Source organism: Limnochorda sp. (genome assembly GCF_047459355.1).
GTDB lineage: Bacteria > Bacillota > Limnochordia > Limnochordales > Limnochordaceae > Limnochorda.
In genome coordinates this window covers 14,757-35,857 of record NZ_VSCV01000001.1, presented here as the reverse complement: position 1 = coordinate 35,857, position 21,101 = coordinate 14,757, and the positions used below count along the sequence as shown (strand labels likewise).

18 protein-coding genes and 4 tRNA genes are annotated in these 21,101 nt (G+C 68.2%); 5 read left to right on the top strand and 17 right to left on the bottom strand.

The window, feature by feature from the left end; all coding sequences use genetic code 11:
- Position 1: 1 nt before the first annotated feature.
- From tatA to FWJ67_RS00170, 5 genes are all read right to left on the bottom strand, one after another.
- Entirely contained in the window at positions 2-304 is a 303-nt protein-coding gene (gene tatA, locus FWJ67_RS00190) for a twin-arginine translocase TatA/TatE family subunit (protein WP_304173766.1), read from the bottom strand.
- A gap of 55 nt (positions 305-359) precedes the next feature.
- Positions 360-1,394: a polyprenyl synthetase family protein gene (locus tag FWJ67_RS00185; protein WP_304173764.1), complete on the bottom strand. Its 1,035-nt coding sequence runs from the start codon at positions 1,392-1,394 to the stop codon at positions 360-362.
- Positions 1,372-2,013, bottom strand: a complete 642-nt coding sequence (locus FWJ67_RS00180) for a redox-sensing transcriptional repressor Rex (protein ID WP_304173761.1) — start codon at positions 2,011-2,013, stop codon at positions 1,372-1,374. The genes FWJ67_RS00185 and FWJ67_RS00180 overlap by 23 nt, the downstream gene beginning before the upstream one ends.
- Before the next feature lie 137 nt (positions 2,014-2,150).
- Positions 2,151-3,257: a S1C family serine protease gene (locus FWJ67_RS00175; protein ID WP_414481829.1), complete on the bottom strand. Its 1,107-nt coding sequence runs from the start codon at positions 3,255-3,257 to the stop codon at positions 2,151-2,153.
- A gap of 83 nt (positions 3,258-3,340) precedes the next feature.
- Positions 3,341-3,529, bottom strand: a complete 189-nt coding sequence (locus FWJ67_RS00170) for a hypothetical protein (RefSeq protein WP_304173757.1) — start codon at positions 3,527-3,529, stop codon at positions 3,341-3,343.
- Between the two features lie 187 nt (positions 3,530-3,716).
- On the opposite strand from FWJ67_RS00170, the gene FWJ67_RS00165 reads away from it, so the two are divergent.
- Entirely contained in the window at positions 3,717-4,790 is a 1,074-nt protein-coding gene (locus FWJ67_RS00165) for an endonuclease/exonuclease/phosphatase family protein (protein ID WP_304173755.1), read from the top strand.
- Here the strand turns inward: FWJ67_RS00165 and folD are convergent.
- Entirely contained in the window at positions 4,773-5,648 is an 876-nt protein-coding gene (gene folD / locus FWJ67_RS00160) for a bifunctional methylenetetrahydrofolate dehydrogenase/methenyltetrahydrofolate cyclohydrolase FolD (RefSeq protein WP_304173753.1), read from the bottom strand. The genes FWJ67_RS00165 and folD overlap by 18 nt on opposite strands.
- A 147-nt stretch (positions 5,649-5,795) precedes the next feature.
- Here folD and FWJ67_RS00155 point away from each other — a divergent pair.
- The 3 genes from FWJ67_RS00155 (at position 5,796) to FWJ67_RS00145 (ending at position 6,038) form a co-directional block, all read left to right on the top strand.
- Positions 5,796-5,870 (top strand) — tRNA-Arg (locus FWJ67_RS00155).
- A gap of 7 nt (positions 5,871-5,877) precedes the next feature.
- A tRNA-Gly gene (locus FWJ67_RS00150) sits at positions 5,878-5,952 on the top strand.
- A gap of 10 nt (positions 5,953-5,962) precedes the next feature.
- Positions 5,963-6,038: transfer RNA gene (locus tag FWJ67_RS00145), tRNA-Thr, on the top strand.
- A 128-nt stretch (positions 6,039-6,166) separates the two neighbouring features.
- On the opposite strand, the gene FWJ67_RS00140 is transcribed toward FWJ67_RS00145, so the two are convergent.
- The 8 genes from FWJ67_RS00140 to FWJ67_RS00105 form a co-directional block, all read right to left on the bottom strand.
- Positions 6,167-7,024, bottom strand: a complete 858-nt coding sequence (locus tag FWJ67_RS00140) for an SDR family oxidoreductase (RefSeq protein ID WP_304173751.1) — start codon at positions 7,022-7,024, stop codon at positions 6,167-6,169.
- Positions 7,025-7,098: 74 nt separating this feature from the next.
- Positions 7,099-8,340: a 5-formyltetrahydrofolate cyclo-ligase gene (locus tag FWJ67_RS00135; protein WP_414481830.1), complete on the bottom strand. Its 1,242-nt coding sequence runs from the start codon at positions 8,338-8,340 to the stop codon at positions 7,099-7,101.
- Positions 8,341-8,474: 134 nt separating this feature from the next.
- Positions 8,475-8,551, bottom strand: a tRNA-Val gene (locus FWJ67_RS00130).
- Positions 8,552-8,723: 172 nt separating this feature from the next.
- Positions 8,724-9,788 carry an efflux RND transporter periplasmic adaptor subunit gene (locus FWJ67_RS00125; RefSeq protein WP_414482446.1) on the bottom strand — a complete coding sequence of 355 codons (1,065 nt, stop codon included), beginning with the start codon at positions 9,786-9,788 and terminating at the stop codon, positions 8,724-8,726.
- 982 nt (positions 9,789-10,770) lie between these two features.
- Positions 10,771-11,532 carry an ABC transporter ATP-binding protein gene (locus FWJ67_RS00120; RefSeq protein ID WP_304174432.1) on the bottom strand — a complete coding sequence of 254 codons (762 nt, stop codon included), beginning with the start codon at positions 11,530-11,532 and terminating at the stop codon, positions 10,771-10,773.
- 45 nt (positions 11,533-11,577) lie between these two features.
- The gene (locus tag FWJ67_RS00115; protein ID WP_304174435.1) at positions 11,578-12,903 is read right to left on the bottom strand and encodes an ABC transporter permease; all 1,326 of its coding nucleotides are present in this window, start codon (positions 12,901-12,903) and stop codon (positions 11,578-11,580) included.
- 45 nt (positions 12,904-12,948) lie between these two features.
- Positions 12,949-14,202 (bottom strand): ABC transporter permease, encoded by a 1,254-nt coding sequence (locus FWJ67_RS00110; protein ID WP_414482447.1) that lies wholly within the window; start codon positions 14,200-14,202, stop codon positions 12,949-12,951.
- A 691-nt stretch (positions 14,203-14,893) separates the two neighbouring features.
- Positions 14,894-15,445 carry a hypothetical protein gene (locus FWJ67_RS00105; protein ID WP_304174440.1) on the bottom strand — a complete coding sequence of 184 codons (552 nt, stop codon included), beginning with the start codon at positions 15,443-15,445 and terminating at the stop codon, positions 14,894-14,896.
- 542 nt (positions 15,446-15,987) lie between these two features.
- Between FWJ67_RS00105 and FWJ67_RS00100 the strand changes: the two genes are divergently transcribed.
- A complete protein-coding gene (locus tag FWJ67_RS00100; protein WP_414482273.1) occupies positions 15,988-16,680 on the top strand; it encodes a YetF domain-containing protein in 693 nt (230 codons plus the stop codon).
- 45 nt (positions 16,681-16,725) lie between these two features.
- On the opposite strand, the gene FWJ67_RS00095 is transcribed toward FWJ67_RS00100, so the two are convergent.
- From FWJ67_RS00095 to metG, 3 genes are read right to left on the bottom strand one after another with little or no spacing between them, the layout of a single operon-like run.
- A complete protein-coding gene (locus tag FWJ67_RS00095; protein WP_304171532.1) occupies positions 16,726-18,030 on the bottom strand; it encodes an adenylosuccinate synthase in 1,305 nt (434 codons plus the stop codon).
- 3 nt (positions 18,031-18,033) lie between these two features.
- Positions 18,034-18,846, bottom strand: coding sequence for a TatD family hydrolase (locus tag FWJ67_RS00090; RefSeq protein ID WP_414482274.1), 813 nt, complete (start codon positions 18,844-18,846; stop codon positions 18,034-18,036).
- A complete protein-coding gene (gene metG, locus FWJ67_RS00085; protein WP_304171536.1) occupies positions 18,843-20,786 on the bottom strand; it encodes a methionine--tRNA ligase in 1,944 nt (647 codons plus the stop codon). Before metG ends, FWJ67_RS00090 begins: the two co-directional genes overlap by 4 nt.
- Between the last annotated feature and the right edge of the window lie 315 nt (positions 20,787-21,101).

Below are 21,101 nucleotides of genomic sequence, written 5' to 3'. Positions count from 1 at the left end.
GTCACGACCCTTCGCCCGGCCCCTGGCCCTGGCTCTCGTGCGCGGCGCCGCCCGCCTCGGCCCGAGCCACCTGCTGGAGCGGGTCCTCGGCACTGGACGCTCCCGAAGACTGGCCGGCCGGCGGGTTGGGGCGGCTCGCCGGCCGGGCCGGGGTGATCTCCTCGCTCCCCACCCGGACCGCGCGGCGGAACTCGTTGATGGCCTTCCCGAGAGCCTCGCCCACCTCGGGCAGCTTGCCCGGCCCGAAGATCAGGAGGGCGAGGACCAAGATGACCAGGAGTTCCATGGGACCCACGTTGAACATGGCGGCACCTCTCCCTTCCCAGCCGTTCCGACCGCCGCCCGGAGCCAGCGCGGGCCTACAGCCGCCGCTCCACGCTAAAATCGGCGACGGAGATGAGGACCTCCTTCAACGGCGTGGGGGGAAGCCCTTCCAGCCAGCCCTTGGCCTCGTCGACGAACTGCCGGGCCGTTTGGTAGGTGTACTCGTGGGCGCCGTTCTCTCGGGCCAGCTTCACCACGGTCGCGATGGCCGCTGGATCGGGGGTCCCGCCGTTGAGGAGAGCCCGCACCTGCTCCCCGTGCTCGGGGTGCCGCAGAAGGTAGAGGACCGGCAGGGTGAGGATCCCCTCGGCCAGGTCCTGGCCCGCCGGCTTCCCCAAGACCTTCTCATCGCCCGCCACGTCCAGCAGGTCATCGATCACCTGGAAGGCCATGCCGACGGCCCGGCCGAAATGCCAGAGGCGCTTGGCCAGCTCCGGCGGGGCCCCGACCGCCAGGGCCCCGCTTTGGCAGCAGGCCGCGAAGAAGAGGGCCGTCTTCCGCTCAATCCGGTAAAAGTAGTCGTCCTCCTCCTGGTCCAGGTTGGAGGCCCGCGCGTTCTGGACGATTTCCCCTTCGCACATCTGGTAGAGCATCTCCGACATGATCTCCACGATCGCCGGGGTGCTCTCCTGGACCAGCAAGAGGAGGGCCCGCGCCAAGACCGCGTCTCCCGAGAGAACCGCGTTGACGTTGCCCCAGAGACGACCCACCGTCGGCCGACCCCGGCGGAGTTCCGCCCCGTCGATCACATCGTCGTGGACGAGAGTGGCCATGTGGATCATCTCCGCGGCCACCGCCACGGGAATCGCCTTCTGCACGTCCTCGGTGAAGAGGCGGGCCGAGAGGAGGACCAGGAGCGGGCGGACCCGCTTGCCGCCCCCCTGGACCAGGTGGAGCGCCATCTGCCGGGCCTCCGGCGGGGCGTCGTCGAAGGCGGACGCGAGCCGGGCCTCCGTCTGCTGCATGGGCTCCTGGACGAGGGCGACGATCTCCTGGTACTGGGCCAGGCTTCCCTTCTGGCCCGTGCTGCCGTTCCCTGCCGAGTGGTTAGTCTTCGAGGTAGTAGGCAAGACGCTCCAACTCCAGGCTCAGATCTGTATGTGCCAGGTAGACATGCTCCGGCGCGGTCACGTGGACCGGCGCGAAGTTGAGGATGGCCCGGGCGCCCGCTCGCACGCACCGATCAACGATCTCTTGCGCGGCCGAAGCGGGCACGGCCACCACCACCATGCGGATGCGCTCCCGTTCCAGGACCTCTTCCAGGCGGTCCACCGACTGGATGACCAGGTTCCCCACCTGCTCCCCAATCTTCTCCGGATCCGCGTCGAAGAGGGCCGCCACCCGCAGCTGGTAGTACGAGTCGCGCTGGTATCGGTCCATGCTGTACCGAGCCAGCGCATGGCCCAGGGCGCCCATGCCGACGATAGCCAAGTTGACAACCTTGTCGAGATTCAGGATGCGCAGGAGCTCGTCCCGCAGGTAGGCAACCTCGTACCCCACGCCCTGCTTCCCGAACTCGCCGAACCAAGCCAGATCCTTCCGGACCAGAGCGGGACTCACCCCGGCCCGCTCGCCCAGTTCTTGCGAGGACATGAGCCGCTTGTCACCGTCGCGGACCGCCTGATCCAAGACCCTCAAGTAGAGGGGAAGGCGGCGCACGACGGCGTCGGAAATCTTGTTCCAGCGCACCCGATCCTCTCCCTGGTAACCCCCCCGTCAGCATCTAAGGGGTGACAATTCGCGCCCAAGCGAGCAAACCCATTATAGGTTCCCAAAGCCAGGACCGTCAATTCGAGCCCTGTTCCCACTCTCAATAAGCAAACCTTCTACTCAAGCGCCACCTCCACCTTCACCCGCTGGGCCCCCCGGGCCACCTCGAGGGTGAGCTGCCCCCCAAAGCCCGCGGCCACCACCGCGTCGCGCAGCTCCTCCATCGCCTCGATCTGGTCCCCGTCGATCCCCACCACCACATCCCCCGGCCGCAGCCCCGCCCGTTCCGCTGGGCTGTCGGGCATCACCTGGGTGATGTAGGCACCCCGGCTGACGGTGATCTCCTGGCCGAACTCCTGGGCGATCAGGTCCCGGATCTCAGGGGTCAAGGTGCCACCCAGGACCCCCAGGCGGAGGGTCTTCCCCCGTTCGATGATCTGGCGGGCCAAGTCCAGGGCGTGGTTGATGGGCACCGCGAAGCCGAGCCCTTCGGCCACCACCCCTTCCAGGGTGCGGACCACTGCGGTCGTCACCCCGATCACCCGCCCCTCCAGGTCGACCAGGGGACCACCCGAGTTCCCCGGGTTAATGGCCGCATCGGTCTGGATCATGTTCTCCAGAAAGAGATGCCGGGCCGGGTCGATCTCCACATCCCGGCCGAGCGCGCTGATGATGCCCGCGGTCACCGAGTAGTCGAAGCCAACGGGGTTGCCGATGGCGATGACGCTCTGGCCCACCACCAACCGGTCCGAATCGCCCAAGGGCGCTTGGGGGAGCTTGTCGGCCTCCACCTTGAGCACGGCCAGGTCGGCCCAAGGATCGGCCCCCAACAGCACGGCCGGGAAGGAATGGCCGTCGGGAAACTGGACGGTGATGGTCTGCGCGTCCTCCACCACATGCTGGTTGGTCAGGATATGGCCCTGGTCGTCGATGACGATCCCGGAACCTTGACCTTGAAGCTTAAAGCCCAACGGCGGCGCGAGGAGCTCGTCGGCTGGCCCCGCCAGCTCCGTCGACACTTTGACCACCGCGGGTCCCACCCGGCGAATCGCTTCGACCACCTGGGCATCGGGGGAGGAGCGTCCCACGGGCACCCCGCCGGGCAGGGGCGCTCCGGGGCTCCCCGGCTCATCCTTCCACTGGCTTGTCCCATAGACGGCCCCCAGGACGAGAAGCCCCACCAAGGCCGCCACCATCCCCAGGCGCCGCACCCTCTGGTCCAAGCAGCACGCCCCCTTTCCGGAGCGTAGTCTGCCCGGGAGCCGGCCCTTCTGCCCAGAGATCGCCCAGTCTGGCCCGTCTTCCCCTACCGGGCCCCTGGGACGGTCCGTTCCTCGACCTCGTACATGAGCTCGCAGACCCGGTCATCCAGCGAGGCGACCTCCCGCTGGTACCGGCGCACCTGGTCTTTGAGGGCTTCCAACTCTTTGAGAAGCCAGGCGTTGGAGATCAGCAGGACCACCAGCACCGCTGCCGCCACCCATTGGAGCATCACTCGGATGCCCCCCTCTCGGACTGGAAGGACTGGACGTCCACGTCCCCTAGTCTATGCACCCCGTACCGCTTTCTTCCGGGGGAGGGAGGTGCTTGCCAGTGGTTCCCACCAGGGGCGCCGGAAACCGGTCCCGAACCTTGCCAACACTGGGCCTTGCCACCGGCTCGGCGGGAAAGGGGGACAAGGGGTGCAACGTGGGCTCTGGGCCGTGATCCTCCTCGCCGGAACCCTTCTGTACGCCACGGCCCTCCCCGGGATCCTCCTCCACGGGCTCCTGCCCGCGTCTCCGGCGGTGGCCGCCCCTGGGCCCGCCGGCGAGCCGGCTCCTGCCCAACCGACCCCCGCCCGGCCGGTGCCCGGTGCACCTGTTCCCGTCCAGCCCGCGCCCGCCGAGCCAGCCCCGGAGGAACCTGCTCCGACCCCGCCTGCCGCCGGCCCGGCCGTCCCCAAGACCCTCGAGCCCCAGCCGCTCCCCCAGCCCGAACCCCCCCAGGCCCAGGAGCCGCCGGCGGTCACGCCCCGGGAGCCCGCCTCCGCCTCCCGCCCCACCGTGCGGGTGATGGCCTTCAACATCCGCCACGGGCTGGGCCTGGACGGGCAGGTCTCCCTCGAACGGGTGGCCCAGGCGATCGCCCAGGGAGACATCGTCTTCCTGAGCGAGGTGGATCGGTTCTGGCTCCGTTCCGGCTTGCGGGATCAGCCGGCGGTCCTCCAGGAGCTGACGGGCCTGCCCTACGCCCATTTCGCCCCTGCCTTGGATCTCCCCGGGCCCTCCCGCCAGTACGGCAACCTGCTTTTGAGCCGGTACCCTATCCTCCAGGCCAAGACCGTCCCCCTGCCCCGCCGGCAGGGCTCCGAGGCGCGGGTGATGATTGAGGCCCGCATCAATGTCCATGGCCAGGTCTGGACGGTGTACGGCGTCCACTTGGGTCTCGACCAGCAGGAGCGCCGCCAGCAGGTGGAGGCGATTCAGGCCCGGGCCGCTTTGGGAGGGCCTTACCGGATCCTCCTGGGCGACTTCAACGCCCTCCCCGAGGCGCCGGAGCTGGAGCCCCTGCGGGCCCCCGGCCCACCGGCCTGGATCGACGGGCTGGCCGACGGTCCCCCCACCTATCCCGCGTGGGAGCCGGCGGCCCGCATCGACCAGATCTGGCTCTCCCCCGGACTGGCCGGGCAGCAGGTGGCCGGCGGCGTGGCGCCAACCCAAGCTTCCGACCACCTGCCCGTCTGGGTGGAGCTCGTCCTACCGGGTGGCCTCTGAGGGCCCCGCGGCCAGCTGCCGCGCGGCCTGCAGGGTGTTCTCCAGAAGCATGGTGATGGTCATGGGCCCCACCCCTCCGGGGACCGGCGTGATGGCCCCCGCCACCTGGACCGCCTCGTCGAAGGCCACGTCTCCCTTGAGGGAGCCGTCGGGTTGCCGGTTGATCCCCACGTCGATGACGGCCGCGCCAGGCTTGATCCAGTCACCCCGGATCAGCTCCGCCCGCCCCACCGCCGCCACCACCAGATCGGCCCGGCGGCAGACGGCGGCCAGATCCCGGGTGCGGGAGTGGCAGAGGGTAACGGTAGCGTCCCGGTGGAGGAGCATCATGGCCAGGGGCTTGCCGACGATGTTGCTCCGGCCCACCACCACCGCCTCCGTCCCCGCCAGCGGCACCCCGGCGTGGTCCAGGAGCGCCAGGATGCCCGCCGGGGTGCAGGGGCGCAGGCCTTCCTGATTCAACACCAGGCGGGCCACGTTGGCCGGGTGGAAGCCGTCCACGTCCTTGGCCGGGTGGATGGCCTCAATGACGGCCCGCTCATCGATGTGGGGCGGCAGGGGGAGCTGGACCAGGATGCCGTGGATGCGGGGATCCCGGTTGAGCCGGTCGATCAGTGAAAGGAGCTGGGCCTGGGACGTGGAGCTGGGCAGATGGTGTTGCTCCGAGGCGATGCCCACCGCCTGGCACGCCCGCTCCTTGTTCCGCACATAGATGCGGGAGGCGGGGTCGTCGCCCACCAGGACCACCGCAAGACCGGGCGGGATGCCGGTCTCCGCCCGGAAACGGGCGACCTCCTCTTGGATCTGGGCCCGCCGCGCTTGGGCAAGGGCCTTGCCGTCCAGAATGGTTGCGGCCATACGTCATCCCTCTTTTCTGACCCGCCCTGACCGGGGCGATTATACCGATGGGCGGACCGAGGTGTCAAAAGCTGGGACCCCAGATCGCGGAAACGGGGTTGAAAGGCAGGAGTAGGTCTGCTAGAATAAGCGACGCAGATGAAGCATGCGGCTATAGCTCAGGGGACAGAGCGCCGGCCTCCGGAGCCGGGTGCGCAGGTTCGAATCCTGCTAGCCGCACCAGCCGCGAGCGGATGTAGCTCAGGGGTAGAGCATCGGCTTCCCAAGCCGAGGGTCGCGGGTTCGAATCCCGTCATCCGCTCCAACTCATCTGCGCTGGCGTAGCTCAGCCGGTAGAGCGGCGCACTCGTAATGCGCAGGTCGTCGGTTCAAGTCCGACCGCCAGCTCCAGCCAGACTCGTCGCCGCCTCGTCTGAGGCGGCGTTTCTTTTTGCCCCCCGTCCGGGACCGAAGGGCAGCCCCTTCAGACGCGGTTTTCCGAAGGGGCTGCAGGCTTGCGAAGCTCCTTACGCCGCAGGCTACCGGGCGAGCATCGCCCGGAGGGCCTCTGGGACAGGGGTGGGCGGCCGGCCCAGGAGCTTCTGGAAGTCGTCGCTCTCCACGTCGAGGGCACCCTGCCGGATGGCTTGCTGGATCTCCACGAGGGCAGGGATCATGGCCTCGGGGACCCCCGCCTCTTTCAGGGTGTGGGCGAAGGTGCCCTCATCGACGTGGTGGACGGGCACCTCCCGGCCCAGCACGTGGGCCACGGCCGCGGCGAGGTCATCGTAGGTGATCGGCTGGCCGGACAGCTCATAGATGGTGTTTTCGTGACCCTCACCCGTCAAGACCGCCGCTGCGGCCTCGGCGTACTCCCGCCGCGGCGCCCAGCCGACCCGGCCCGACCCGGCAGCCGTCACCCAGGGCGCACCACCCCGGACGGCCTCCATGGTGCCCAGCTCGTTCTCCAGGTACCAGTTGTTCCGCAGGAAGCAGTAGGGGATGCCCGACTGGCGGATGGCCTCTTCCGTCGCCCGATGGGTTCGGGCCAGGGACAACGGTGACTGGTCGGCCTTGGCCAGGCTGGTGTAGGCGATGAACTGGACGCCCGCCCTCTGGGCGGCGGCCACCGCTGCCAGGTGCTGGCGAGTCCGGGTCTCCTCGTCGCCCACCGTCGAGATCAAGAGCATCCGCTGCGCGCCGGCAAAGGCCTCTTCGAGGGTCTCGGGCCGGTCAAAGTCACCCTGGCGGACGTCCACGCCCCGCCGGCGCAAGGGTTCGGCTTTGCGGGGATCCCGGACGCTGACGGCCAGGTGCTCAGGTGGTACCGACTGGAGCAGATTTTCCAGGACCAAGGAGCCGAGCTGCCCTGTGGCCCCGGTGACGAGGATCTTCATGGTCTCGACCTCCCAGAGCGCCTCGGCTTCTCCAAGCCCCGTGCCCGCCGCGGCGCCCAAGTTCATGCCAGGCATCAGAGATGGCGCAAGGCGCGGAAGAGCGCCAGGCGGGTGGCGTACGGGACGGTACTCCGAGCCGAAGGGTTCGGCGCCACAAAGTCCATGACCCCTTCCACGACAGCCTTGGGCTGCGCACCCCACGCCACCGGCGCCGACCGGCTCAAACCCGCGTAGGCGCGGTAGACGTTCTTCCCCAGCAACACCAGGACCCGAGGCCGCCAGCGCCGCACCTTCTCCCGCAGCGCCGCGCCGCCCGCCAGCAGCTCCTCCCAGGTCAAGTCCTGCTCGCCCCGGGACGCCCGGTCGACGATGTTGGTGATGCCGAGGCGGTGTTTCAGAAGCTCGTCTTCTTCGTGGGGGGCGAACCGCCGGGGCGTCAAACCCGCCTCGTGAAGCAACCGCCAAAAGTGGTTACCGGGACCGGCAAAGTTGTGCCCGGAAACGGCGCTCGTGCGACCCGGGTTGATCCCGACGAAGAGGACGTCCAAGCCGGGCGCGAGGAGGTCTCGGGTCGACAGCTCCTCCCACCCCAGCTCCCGCAGCTCCCGAAGGAGGGGCATGGCCTGCCATGTGGCAGGCGCCAACCGCTCCCACGCGATCCGCCGGGGCTTGGGCAGCCGTGTCCCCGTCGCGATGGTCTCGGTTGGGGTGATGATGAAGTCGACGGGCAAATCGTGCTCAGCCACCGCGATGTCGGGTACGATCTGGGCGGCATGCACGGTGGTGGCGACGGGCACGGGCGGCAGGCCCACCTCTCGCAAGATGGCGTACTCCATGTCGGCATACCCTTCGCCCTTCCCCGCCCGGGCGCCCGTGCGGCTGACGGCCACCGAGCCCACCACGACGAGGTCGATGGGCGGATGGGCCGCCCCGGCGATGGTGGCCGCCAGGGTCTTCAGGCTCAGAACCTCGCCGTACTCGGCGGCATGAGCCAAGCTCGCGGCGCGCCGCTCCTGCCCCGGCGGCACCTGGTCCGGGCGAATCCGAAGAAACGCTCCCCGCAGCCGCGGCGACGGCATGTAGAGCGTCTTGCCGTCCCGCAGCACCATAGCCCGCACGGGCAGCTGCGGGGCGTCGGGATTGACCTTGACCCCCTGGGCGGCCCTGTACTCGGGCAGCTCGCCCAAGCGGCGGGCGGCCGCCTCAGCGCCGACGAAGTTGGGAATGCGGCCCTCGATGGGAAAGGGGAAGCGGGCGGCATTGGCGGCGTGCAGTCCGGCGTAGGCGATCGCCCGCGCCTGTCCTTTGTCAAGCACCCTTCCTTCGTCCATCGGCGGAGATATACGATGCAGCTGCTCCGGCACCGTCTTTTCCGGCGTTGGCCTGCTGCGCCGCCCGGTGGCATGAGAAAAGCCCTACACCGCCTGGGCGTTGTAGGGCTTTGGCCTTCTGGTGGGCAGAGAGGGACTCGAACCCCCGACCTCTACGATGTGAGCGTAGCGCTCTAACCAGCTGAGCTATCTGCCCAGGAGCACTCTTGATTATAGGCCTCGATGCCGCCCTTGTCAACCGCCAGGTCCCCGCGTGCCTCCGCTGGCGGAGCGCGTCCCTGCGCCGCTGGTGCCGGGAGCGTTCGACGTCTCAGGGGGCCTCGTTCCGTTCCCCCATGACCAGGCCGTCGGGGGAGGTGCGGATGTGCCTACAACTCGACCTGACGCATCCCTTCCGGGGCGAGGCGGATCTCCCGTCGATCCCGGAAGCCTACGTAGGAGCTGTAGATGATCCGGTCGCCGGGCTTCAAGCCGGCCAGAATCTGCAAGGCAGTACCGTCCACCAAGCCATAGCTCACGTCCGTTCGAACCGCCCGGCCATCGTCAGTCACCTTGTACACGAAGCTCCCCTCACCGGAGGTGTAGAAGGGCCCTCGAGGAAGGTACGGCTGACCCTCCAGCCGGCCTACCTCGATCTCAGCGGTAACCGGTGCAAACGGTCGGAGCCGCGCCGGTACATCGGGATCCGCCAGCTCCACCAAGACTTCCACCGTGGTTCCATGGTCCGTTTGACGGGCCAGAGGGGCGACCGACCGCACCTTCCCCGGCCAAGCTGTCCCTTCCACGTACAGGGTGGCCGCCTGCCCGGGCTTCACCTGATTGACCTGCCGTGCCGGGATCTCCAGGCGAGCCACCTGGCTCGAGAGGTCAGCCACCCGGAACAGCTCGGCTCCTTCAGCGACGAGAGCACCTACCGTCCAGTCCCCTTGGAGAATTCGCCCTGAAAAGGGGGCCCGCACCTCCAACAGGCCGGCCCGCGCTTCCAACCGAGCCACCTCATCGAGGGCGGCTTCCAGCTGGGTCTCGATCAGCCTCTTGCGGAGCACGGCTTCGTGCCTGGCAGCAGCCAGTTCTTCCTCCAGGCGAACTTGACGCCGGAGCAGCTCCGCCACCCGCGCCTCCTGCTCGGCGAGCTGGGCTTGGGAGACGGCGCCCGCCCGGAAGAGGGCTCTGATCCTGTCCAATTCGGCCTCAGCTCGGCCCCTGGCCTCCACCTGTTCGAGGAGGTCAGCCTCCAGCTGGGTCAGCTCCCGGATCGCGACGGCGTCGACGAGAGCCAGTTCAACCCGGAGTCGAGCGACAGCGAACCGTTTCTCCGCCAGCTCCTCCCGGAGACCCGGGGCGTCCAGCCGGAGGAGGACCGCCCCGGCCTCCACATCGTCTCCGGGGCGGCTAGCGACCTCGGCCACCCGAGCTTCGACCATCGCCGGCACAATGTGAAGGCTCGTAGGGACAATGGATCCCTCCGCCGGAACAAGAACTCGAAAGGTACGCAGACCGACTTCAACGACCTGATACGAATCCAAGAAGACCTCATCCGTCGGGGGGCGAAGGCCGGCGTAGAGGCCCCAGCCCAGAAGGCTCACGAGACCAAGGGCGAAGAGCAGGAGCCGTCCCTGCAGGCCAAGCCTGAGCAGCCGTCGCTGAGACGCTGAGGATGCCGGGTGTTCAAAGATCGGACGGTCATAGCGCGGTTCATCCCAGGTCGGCATGGAGACCCTCCCACCAGGCTTCTTGGCAAGGTGACCCCGCTCCCCCGTTCGTGTCAAGGGTCAGGGGGAGGGGCCTGCCCGGTGCGGATGCGAAAACCCCATAAAGCGTCCCCTGCGGGCTGCAGCACCCCGTCAGGGAACGGTTCCTGTGGGCTCGGTTCCCTGCCCGGCCAGATGCCCCGGACGGTGATCAACCACTCCCCCGCCCCGGACGGCCATGGCACGGTCAGGAGAACACGCTTCCGCTCCTGGTCCATCCGCAGCTGGCACCCATCGGGTGGGTTGGCGGCCACCCGGCACTGATACCGGGAGATCGGTGGATCCTGGGGGAAGCCGCTCCGGTTCATGGCGGTGTACCACGCAACGATGACCGTGTCGGGGAGCGACGGTCCGAAATCGACCGCGGCCAGCGAAACTTCCGAGGCCGAGACCGGGCGTGGCCAGCCAAATCCAGGAAGGATCCATGAAACCTGCGCTTCCTCGGATGTTACCCAGGTAGCGCGCCGGAGGACCCCCGTTTGCACCTTCACCTCCGTCGCGGTATAGAGCAGGAGCGCCGTCTTCGGCGGTTCCTTGGGGGCGGGACCGGGACCATACCAGGGCAGATCACCGCCCGTCCCGTCCCCACCGGCGCGAGCAACTGAGAACAGGGGCAGGACGAGGATGAGCGGGAGAACCCCCCAGCGGGTGAACCTCCGGAGTCTCACAGCGAGACTCCCTCCAGTTGGGCGACCCTGGCGGCCACATCAGACGTCCCGGTGATCGCCTCATCGGCAACAATACGGCCATCCCGTAGGGAGATCAGCCGTTGGCCGCACGCCGCGACGCTGGGATCGTGGGTGACGACGATCACCGTCATCCCCTGTCGGTTGAGCCGTGTCAGGAGCTCCATAATCTGACGAGCTTGGTTGGAGGGAAGGTTCCCCGTAGGCTCGTCAGCGAGCAACACGGTGGGCCCATTCGCGAGCGCGCGGGCAATGGCCACCCGTTGTTGCTCACCACCAGACAGCTCCGCCGGTCGGTGATGCAGCCTCGCCCCAAGACCAACCTGCTCCAGCAACACCGTTGCTCGCCGGCGCCGTTCTCGCCGGCCGACACCTGCATAGATCATGGGCACCTCAACATTTTCCAGGGCGGTCAGCTCGGGAAATAGGTTGTAATTCTGGAAGACGTACCCAAAATGCCTGTTTCGCACCCGGGCGAGCTCCCGATCGGGCAGCCCGCCGATCTCGCGCCCTTGAAGCCAGTACTTACCGCTGGTGGGAGCATCGAGACCGCCTAAGATGTTCAACAGGGTTGACTTCCCTGACCCAGAAGGCCCCATAATGCTCACGAACTCCGTCTGGCGGACCGACAGGTGGATCTCCTGCAGGGCCGTCACGACGTGCGAGCCTGCATGAAAGAGCCGGCTCACGCCCACCAAGCGCAAGAGTTCACCCGTCCGCCCGTCCCCCTCAACGGACATGACCGGACCCCCAGAAGAGCCCTCGCGACCACGCGCCTTGATCGTTCACACCTCCTCCCGCAGCTGCTCGGCGAGTCCTCCCCGACTGACCTCCCAGGCCGGGTACCAGCCGGCAAGAAGCCCACCGATCAACGTCACCACCAGGCAAAAACCGTAGGCTGCCAGCCGTGCCCCGAACGGCGTCGTTCCTCCCGCCCCAAAATCCGAGAGGGGAGCGGCCAGCTGTTCGAGAGGCCACGAAGCGGCGAGGCCCACCATACCTCCGACCAGGGCTATCGCCATCGACTCGACGACCGCTGACTGCACAATGCGCCGTTGACTGGCGCCGAGGACCCGAGCCAGGCCGATGGCCCGCCGGCGCCCACTCATCCGGACCAAGTTTCCAGTTACCAAGGCGACACCGGCGGCCAGAACGGCTGCGAACACCAACCCGGACACTACCGCCGCACGGGCTCGGTGCTGCTCCCTCAGAAGCTGAGCCTGACCGCCGCGAACGACCTCGAGTTGCCACGACGAACGGCTTCGCGCCTCTTCGCCGCCCTGCAGGCGGCGCCGCTCAGTGAGGAGAGGACTTAAGAGCACCTCCAAGGCTTGCTGAACAGCCAGCTCCTGTTCCATTGGCGCTGAGACGTATAGAACGTCGGCGAAGGGATCGGAAAAGGGTCCTGCCGGCTTACCGTGCTGTGCGGTCAACCAGCCCATAGGAACGATGATTTCGGGTCGCCGGAGATCGACTGTCTCGGGGTCGGCGGACGGGAACCGGTAAACCCCCACGACGCGAAAGACGGCACGGGGAGGTGGAGTGGTCCCCGATGGAAAGCCGGCGAGCAGTCCCTGGAGAAGGAGGCCCTCCTCAACGGAAAGGAGCATCAGCTCTCGATCCAGCGCGTCTTCGGCAGAGCCAAAGAGCTGACGGGCCGCAGCCTCGCTGATCACCGCCACAGGCGCTCCCTGGGCCATCTCGGCAGCACCGAAGAGGGTCCCGGCCACAGCCTCCAGCGCCCACAGGCGGAAGTAGCCCGGATCGGTCGCGCCGGCCGAACGAACGAGATAGGGCCGGTCATCGACCATCAGGGCCACCAGCGGCTGCACAACCAGCGCGGCTGCCTCAGTAATGGCCGGAATTTCGCCCCGCACGAGCAGGGCGTCTTCGGGACGAAAGACAGGCTCCGCCTGACGCATGGCCATGCCCGCACGCTCCTCAACGCGCTGGTAGGTGACCTCCAGCACCGTGGCCCCCCGGGGCCAGGTCACGTGCGGAAGCAGATGGGTGAGGATCACCACCAACGCGCCAGCCGCGACTCCCACTTGAAGGATCACCAGAACCGTCGTGAACCAGCCCGCCTTCAACAGGCGCCAGTGAAAGGGCATCCGCCTCTCCGCCTTTCGGTGCAGCCCTCTGGATCTGAATCGCCTTCACCCGGAGACCGTACGCGTACCGACCCTGTCCTCAGCCCATGGGCCCCGCGCCGCTTGGTACGCAGGAAAGATCCCCATGATGAGACTGGCTCCCAGCGAGGCCCCCACAGCCCAGAACACAGTCCCCAGGCCACCGCCCAGGACCTCCTCGCCCGCGAGAAGAGGGACGGCTTGCGTCCACACGGCCTTCGAGGCACCAAGGAGTACGAAGGCCCCGGCACACCCCAAGAGCCCCGCCAGACCTCCGAGGAGAAGGGTGTCGGCCAGAACCTCCCAGAAGACCGTGGTGCGGGATGCACCCAGCGCCACAGCCAGGGCAAACGTCCGGCGCCGCCGGTAGGTGCGGGCGAGGATGAGGTTGAGCCCAGTCAAAGCCGCCACGAGCAGAGCCAGCGAAGCAGCGGAAGCCATCGCGGGAAAGACGTCCGCGTGCCGCCTGGCCAAGGGGAACGTTGGTCCAGCCACGGAGAGCCCCCTCGCCTCACCTGAACGTTCCAGCTCAAGTTCCACCTGGTGCTGGAGCCAGGAAGGGTCCGTGTCAGGGAGGGGGACCAGACGGACACCGTCAAGTTGCTCCAGGTCGGTCCCGGGGACCGTGCCCCAGGGGACCCACCCCCCCACGTCCTCAGGAACGAATGGGCTCTTGGCCGGAGCCGCACCCTCTCCTCCCGAGGCCGACGCGATGCCCACCACCGTCCAGCGCCGTCCAAAGGCGAAGAGCTGTTGTCCCACCAGGGCTCCCAACCCGTCGTCACCCGACAAGACACGGGCGAACCGTTCGTTCAGGACGATCACACCCTGACCTTCAGCCACAGCCTCCCAGCCGAAGGGTTGTCCCGCCACCACCGGGATCCCATACGCGGCAAAGTAATCACCGCCCACGGGGAGGACCGCGAGACGGGTGCCCAAGGTGCTCGTCGCCCTCTCGCTTCCCAGGGCAGCAGTGCTGACGAAGGTCCGCGGCATGGATCCGAGGAGGACCCACGCCTGGTCCTGCACCATGAGGCGGATGTTCTGGACCCACCGGACCGTCAGCTTGGCCTCGCGATGCTCCGAAGGGACCAGCGGCAAGACGGGAGGAGCGCCTTGGACCAGCAGCTGTCCAAAGCCGGCTTGGACCGGCTGGATGGTGACGGCCGTAGCATCCGGGTGGCGTGCGAGGCGGGCCAAAGCCCGCTCAGCCGTGATCATGGACGTCATAGAGACCGCCAGCGTGGCGGCCCCCACCGCGAGGCCTACGACGACCAACATCGATTCGAACCACCAGAACCTGGCCCGCCGCCAGGCCAACGTGATCGCTCCCCACCAGGTGTTCCAGACGTTGCCGGCCACTCGGGCATCCGTGGTGGGTTCCTGATGATCCCTTCTCAGTCCCATCGCCGCTCGCCCCAGACCATCCCGAGTGTTATGTCTTCACGGATATTCCATAATTATAGTACCCTTTGGTGCGGGTGCAAGGGTGGTCTTTGGCCTTTTCCCCCTGGCGACGCGAAAGGCCCGCGATGGGCCGAAGCGCATCGCGGGCCACCACACTCGCCGGTTCTAGAACTGCCACGAGCACTCGATTTCGCAGTACCATTCCCCGCCGGCTCTGATGCCGCAGCGAACCTTACAGTCCGCCTCGGAGGAGACGTCGGACGCGACAGCGGACGGAACCCCTTGTGCTTGGGTGGGCAGCAAGGCAAGGGGACCCACGATCAGTCCCCCGACAAGGAGAGCCACCGCCGTTGAGCGGGGTGCCTCCCGTTTATCCATCGACGGGCTCAAGTACTTGATCGCAACCCTTCATCAACCGGACGTTCTGGTCCAAGCGTACTGCACCGCGTATCCACCAGAACCCTCGTGGATAGAGCTCGTCCGCTTTCTCGTCTTGAGAGGCCATAGGGACCTGGCGGAATCCGTCGTCCGCATCGCGCAAGGTACGCTCCGATCTCGGCCAGGGTCAGCGGTTGAGTCCTTGCGCCTGGCCTTCGATGGCTGGTCCTTGAAACTTCGAGATCGGGCGGCGGCTGCCGCGCTGCACTTGAGCAGAGCAGCGGGTGTGGCCCTTAGAGCCCGCCGCTGGTATGAAGGGGCTGTCAGCCTCTGGCATTCTGGCGAAGCTTTGGTGGAGACAGGCCAATTCGTCAGGGCGATCTCCCATTTCCGCCGGGCCAGGGTTCTTCTCGGTTCGCGGCAGAGCCGCCGAGCCCTCACCATGCTCGGTCACCTCTGGCGTAGCGAGGGAGCGGTCTTTCAACGATTGGGCTTGCATGGCAGGAGCCGAGCGTGCCTGCTCCAGGCCCGTCAGATGTACGGAGAGGCAGGTCATTCGGTCGAAGAAGGTCACGCGCTGATCGAGTTGAGCCTGGCGCTCCTCGGGGAAGGCAAACCGGCGGAAGCGAAGGCCGTACTCTGCGAAGCTGGATCCATCCTTCACCGGGCGGGCCACCAGACGTGCTGGCCGATCCTGACCCTCAACCTGGGCATCGCTCTTGCTGAGATGGGCCATCACCGGGAAAGCCTTCCTCTCCTCACGGAGGCCCGGTCGGTGCCAGAGTTGAAGACAGCTGCGTACGCCGCGCTCGAACTGGCTCGGCTTCACGCTTGCCAAGGGCAGCCCGACCAAGCTCGGGAGGCCCTCCAAGACGCCGTCGGCACGTGTGACACCGTGGAACAGGCTCGTCGGCTGGCCTTGCAAGGCGCTCTGGGGACGCGTCCCCGGGCCGAAGCCCATATGAAGATCCTGGCCCTCGCGCAAACGACCTACCACCCGCTAGAAGAAGCCACCCTCCTCTTTGAGGCGGCCCGTTATGCGAACGCCGGGGGAGCGCCCGGGTGGTCCCTGGAGTTGTCCCTTCGAGCGTACTCCTGCCTTAAGGCCGCATGGCCAAGCAACTGGCCCAACAACCAGGACTCCCGGTAACGGGCGCGGGGCGTCCAGGATGGGCACCGTAAGCTCTCGCCGCCTGCCTCTCTTCGCCTGCGAATCCCCTGGGGGCTCCGGCGCAGACTAGGCCAGGGCAGGGGAGGCACCAGCAGGGGAGGAGGGCCCCCGTGGTCGGCATCATCGTATGGCGAACGATCCTCTTCTACGTGGTGCTCCTCATCTCCGTCCGGGTGATGGGGAAGCGGGAGATCGGCGCCCTGGACCCCTTCGACTTCGTCGTCGCCATCCTCCTGGCCGAGCTGGCCGCCATCCCCATCCAGAACCTGGGACACCCCTCGTGGACGGGGGTGTTGGCCATCGGGGTTCTGGTGGCCCTCCAAGTCTTGAGCTCCTGGCTCTGCCTGGTAAGCGACAAGGCCCGGGAGATCATCAGCGGCCAGCCCACGGTGGTGGTGCGGAACGGGCAGCTCATGGAGCCGGAGATGCGCCGCCACCGGTACAACATCCACGACCTCCTGGCCCAGCTCCGCCTGGCCGGCGTCCCCGACGTGCGGGACGTGGAGATGGCCGTCTTGGAGAACAACGGCCAGCTGAGCGTCATCCCCCGCTCCCAGAAACGGGCCGTAGCGCCGCAGGACCTCCAGATTCCCACGGAGTACGAGGCTCTCCCCGTCTCGGTGGTCCTCAACGGCCGGATCAACTACGACGCCCTCCGCCAGCACCAGATCAGCTACACCTGGCTCCGTGAGAAGCTCCAGGAGCAAGGGATCGAGGACCCATCCACCGTCTTCTACGCCCACGTGGACCCCCAGGGGAACCTCTTCGTCCAGCGCCGGGCGGGCGTGGCTGGGGAGGCCTAGGCCAAGCCTGGAGGCCTTCCCCAAGTCTCAGGTCTCCCCACGGTCTCACGCCTCCCAGAGATTGGCCGTCCCCCGCAGGAAGATTTGGGACCGCTCCGGGCCCACGGAGATCAGGCTGACGGGCGCCCCGGCCACCGCCTCGATCCGCCGCACATACGTTTGGGCCGCCTCGGGGAGCTCCTCGAAGGACCGGCAACCCGACAGATCCTCCGACCACCCGGGCAGGGTCTCGTAGATGGGCTCCACCTGGGCCAGCTCATCGGCCCGGGCCGGCGGCCGGTCCAGCACCTGGTCGCCCAGGCGGTACCCCACGCACAGCTGAAGCTCTTCCAAGCCGCTCAAGGCGTCCAGCTTGGTGAGGACCAGGTCGGTGAGGCCGTTCACCTGGACCGCGTAGCGGACCGCCACCAGGTCGAGCCAGCCGCACCGGCGGGGACGCCCGGTGGTGGTGCCGAACTCGTGCCCCCGCTCCCGGAGCCAGTCGCCCTGCTCCCCGTGGAGCTCGGTGGGGAAGGGCCCCTCCCCCACCCGGGTGGTGTACGCCTTGGCCACCCCCAGCACCCGGGTGATGGCCCGGGGGCCCAGGCCCGACCCCGTCAGGCCGCCCCCCACTGTGGCGCTGGAGGAGGTGACGTAGGGGTACGTTCCGTGATCCACATCCAGCAGGCTCCCCTGGGCCCCTTCCAGGAGGATCCGCCGTCCTTGGGCGGAGGCCTGGAAGAGGATGGCCGAGGTATCGGTCACGGCGGGGCTGAGGCGTCGGATGGCCCGGGTGAGGCGGGCGGCCACCGCGCGCGCATCCAACTCCGGCGCGTCGTCGAGGCGGATCCCGTAGGCGCCCTCCAGCTGCTGGCGCTTCCGGTTGAGGAGCACCCGGAGCCGCTCCTCCAGATCGGAGGCCAGCAAGTCGGCGATGCGCAGGCCGGTCCGGGCGATCTTGTCCACGTAGGCCGGGCCGATCCCCCGTCCCGTCGTCCCAATCCGCTGCTGGCGGGCCTCCTCCTCCAGCCGGTCCTGGAGACGGTGGACCGGCAGGACCACGTGGGCCCGATCGCTGATCCGGAGCCCGCTCAGGTCCACCCCCCGGGCCTCCAGGCCGTCCAGCTCCTCCGCCAGCAACTCTGGATCGATGACGGTGCCGTTGCCGATCACCGCCAGGCAGCCCGGGCGGAGGATGCCCGTGGGCACCAGATGGAGGGCGTACCGCTCCTGGCCGATCCACACCGTGTGGCCGGCGTTGGCGCCGCCCTGGTAGCGGACCACCACGTCGGCCTGGGCCGTCAGGTAGTCGGTCACCTTCCCCTTGCCTTCATCGCCCCACTGGGCCCCGACGATGGCCACCGCTGGCATGCTCTACGTCCCCTCCCTGCTCCTCTCCCACTCGGCCACCCGCGGGAAGAGCCGGCGGGCGTTGGCCGCGGTCACCGCCGCCGCCTCATCCGGATCCACACCCCACAGGTCGGCCAGAGCCTTCCCACTCTCCACCACCCACGCCGGCTCGTTCCGCTTCCCCCGGTAGGGGACGGGCGCGAGGTAGGGCGCATCCGTCTCCAGGCAGATCCGATCCCGGGGCAGGGTGGCCACCGCCTCCCGCAGGGCCTCCATCTTCTTGAAGGTGAGCATCCCGCCCACCGAGAGGAAGAGGCCCAGCTCCAGGCCTCCCTGCGCCAACTCCGGGTCCCCCGTGAAGCAGTGGAGCACCCCTTCCACCGGCATCTCCTCCCGCAGGACGGCCAGGGTCTCGGCCGTTGCCTCCCGGGAGTGGATCACCACCGGCAGGCTGAGACGGCGGGCGAGGCGGAGCTGGCGGCGGAAGACGGCCTCCTGCACGTCCCGGGGAGCGAAGGTGTAATGGAAGTCCAGGCCGATCTCGCCGATGGCTACCACGTGGGGGTCTCCGGCCAGCCCTTCCAGAGCCGCCTCGCTCGCCTCGGTCCACTGGCCTGCCTCGTGGGGGTGGAACCCCACCGTCGCCCAGACCCGGCCGGGAAAACGCCGGGCCAGCGCCACGGCCCGCTGGGAGCTCTCCAGATCGGTGCCGCTGGTGACCACCCACTGAACCCCAGCAGCCCAAGCCCGGGCCAGGACCGCCGCCTCCTCCCCTTGGAAGGCGGGATCCGTCAGGTGGAGGTGCATGTCGACCCAGCCCCCGAGCGCAGCCTTCACCGGACCCGACTCCCCGGCGGCAGCTCTTCCTGGACGGTCACCAACCCCAACCGGCCGTCGGGTCCTGAGGCGGCCAGGATCATGCCCTGGGAGAGCTCGCCCCGGAGCCGGGCCGGCTTCAGGTTGGCCACCACCACCACCTGGCGGCCCACCAGCTCTTCGGGCTTGTAGCTCTGGGCGATGCCCGCCACCACCTGCCGGGTCTCCGCGCCCAGGTCGAGCTGGAGCTTGAGGAGGCGGTCCGCTCCCTTGACGGGCTCCGCCGCCACCACCCGGGCCAGGCGCAGATCCAGCCGGGCGAACTCGTCGATGGTGATCTCCGGGACCTCTTCGGAGGCAGGGGCCGCCTTCGGCGCCTCCTTCGGGGCGGGGGCGGCCGCCGGCTCAGGCGCCGGCTCCTCCTCCGTCTCCCGCTCCAGCCGGGGGAAGATGGGCTCCGGCTTCTGCACCACCGTCCCCGCCGGGAGGAGCCCCCACCGGAGCTGGTCTTGGCGGGCCTGATGGACCGACCCGCTCAGGCCCAGCTGATGCCAGATCCGCTCGCCCGTCTGGGGAAGGAAGGGAGCGACCAGAAGAGCCACCAGCCGGAGGGCCTCCGCCACCGTGTAGAGCACCCGGGCCAGCCGCGGGGCCTGGGCCGGATCCCGGGCCAGGGCCCACGGCTCCGCCTGGTCCAGGTACTTGTTCCCCCGCCGGATCACCTTCCAAAGCTCCTCCAAGGCCTCGTTGAGGGCCAGCTGCTGGAGCTTGGCGTCCATGGCAGCAAAGGCGCCCGTCGCCAGCGCCGCCAGCTCCCGGTCCAGGGGCTCCTCGGGCCCCGGCTCCCGGATGACCCCCTCCTGGTAGCGGTGGAGCATGCTCAGGGTGCGGTGGAGGAGGTTGCCCAAGTCGTTGGAGAGATCAGCGTTGCTCCGCTCGATGAGGGCCTCCCGGCTGAAGTAGCCGTCCTGGCCGAAGGGGATCTCCCGGAGGAGGAAGTAGCGGATCCGGTCCGCCCCGAACTCCTCGATAAGCTCGATGGGATCGGTCACGTTCCCCTTGGACTTGGACATCTTGCCGGTCTCGGTCAGGATCCAGCCGTGGCCCGCCACCTGGCGGGGCAGGGGCAGGTCCAGGGCCATGAGCAGGGCCGGCCAGATGACAGTGTGGAAGCGGAGGATGTCCTTCCCCACCAGGTGGAGATCCGCCGGCCAGAGGCGCTGGAACCGGTCGGGATCGTCCAGGTACCCGGCCGCGCTGATGTAGTTGGTCAGGGCGTCGATCCAGACGTAGACCACGTGGCCCGGATGGCCCGGAACCGGGATCCCCCACTCAAAGGTGGTCCGGCTGACGGAGAGGTCCTCCACCCCGCTCTTGATGAACTGGATCATCTCGTTCCGCCGGCTCTCGGGCTGGATGAACTCCGGATGCCGCTCGATGTGCTCGAGGAGCCGGGGCATGTACTTGGACAACCGGAAGAAGAAGCTCTCCTCCTGGACCCACTCGACGGGCCGGCCGCAGTCGGGGCAGTTGCCGTCCACCAGCCGGCTCTCGGTCCAGAAGGTCTCGCAGGGCACGCAGTACCAGCCCTCATACTGGGAACGGTAGATGTCCCCCTGGGCCTCCAGCCGTTGGAAGATCTCCTGGACTACCCGCACGTGCCGCGGCTCGGTGGTGCGGATAAAGTCATCATACTGGATGTGGAGCCGCTTCCAGAGGTCCTTGAAGGTGGCGACGATGGCGTCGACATAGGCTTGGGGCGAGGTGCCCGCCTCCTTGGCCCGCCGCTCAATCTTCTGGCCGTGCTCGTCGGAGCCGGTGAGGAAGAAGACCTCATCGCCCTTCAGCCGGTGCCAGCGGGCCAGGCTGTCGGCGATGGTGGTCGTGTAGGCGTGGCCGATGTGGAGGCGGTCACTGGGGTAGTAGATCGGCGTGGTCACGTAGTATCGGGACGCGCCCATGGAATCCCACCCTTCCACGGATCTCAGGCAACAAAAAAGCCGCCCCTCCAGGGGCGGGCAATCCCGCGGTACCACCCTGCTTCACCGCTGCCTCGCGGCAACGGCCTCGCTAGGTGCTGATCGCACCCTGGCGCGTAACGGGCGCCAGCCGGCCTCCCCTACTCGCCTTCGAGGAGGCGCTCCGGGGCCATCTTCACCAGGGGCCGCGCCGCCGGCTCCCACCGTCCCGGCTCGCTTCGGGCCGTTCCCCAGGCTACTCCGCCCCATCATCGCTTTCCTGCTCCTGTTTCGGCCCTAACTATACCCGAGACCTGC

What these genes read in the sequence shown, in the direction of transcription:
- tatA (WP_304173766.1), bottom strand. Translation starts at nt 304, where the DNA reads ATGTTCAACGTGGGTCCCATGGAACTCCTGGTCATCTTGGTCCTCGCC.
- folD (WP_304173753.1), bottom strand. Translation starts at nt 5,648, where the DNA reads ATGGCCGCAACCATTCTGGACGGCAAGGCCCTTGCCCAAGCGCGGCGG.
- FWJ67_RS00140 (WP_304173751.1), bottom strand. Translation starts at nt 7,024, where the DNA reads ATGAAGATCCTCGTCACCGGGGCCACAGGGCAGCTCGGCTCCTTGGTC.
- FWJ67_RS00120 (WP_304174432.1), bottom strand. Translation starts at nt 11,532, where the DNA reads ATGTCCGTTGAGGGGGACGGGCGGACGGGTGAACTCTTGCGCTTGGTG.
- FWJ67_RS00115 (WP_304174435.1), bottom strand. Translation starts at nt 12,903, where the DNA reads ATGCCCTTTCACTGGCGCCTGTTGAAGGCGGGCTGGTTCACGACGGTT.
- FWJ67_RS00110 (WP_414482447.1), bottom strand. Translation starts at nt 14,202, where the DNA reads ATGTTGGTCGTCGTAGGCCTCGCGGTGGGGGCCGCCACGCTGGCGGTC.
- FWJ67_RS00095 (WP_304171532.1), bottom strand. Translation starts at nt 18,030, where the DNA reads ATGCCAGCGGTGGCCATCGTCGGGGCCCAGTGGGGCGATGAAGGCAAG.
- metG (WP_304171536.1), bottom strand. Translation starts at nt 20,786, where the DNA reads ATGGGCGCGTCCCGATACTACGTGACCACGCCGATCTACTACCCCAGT.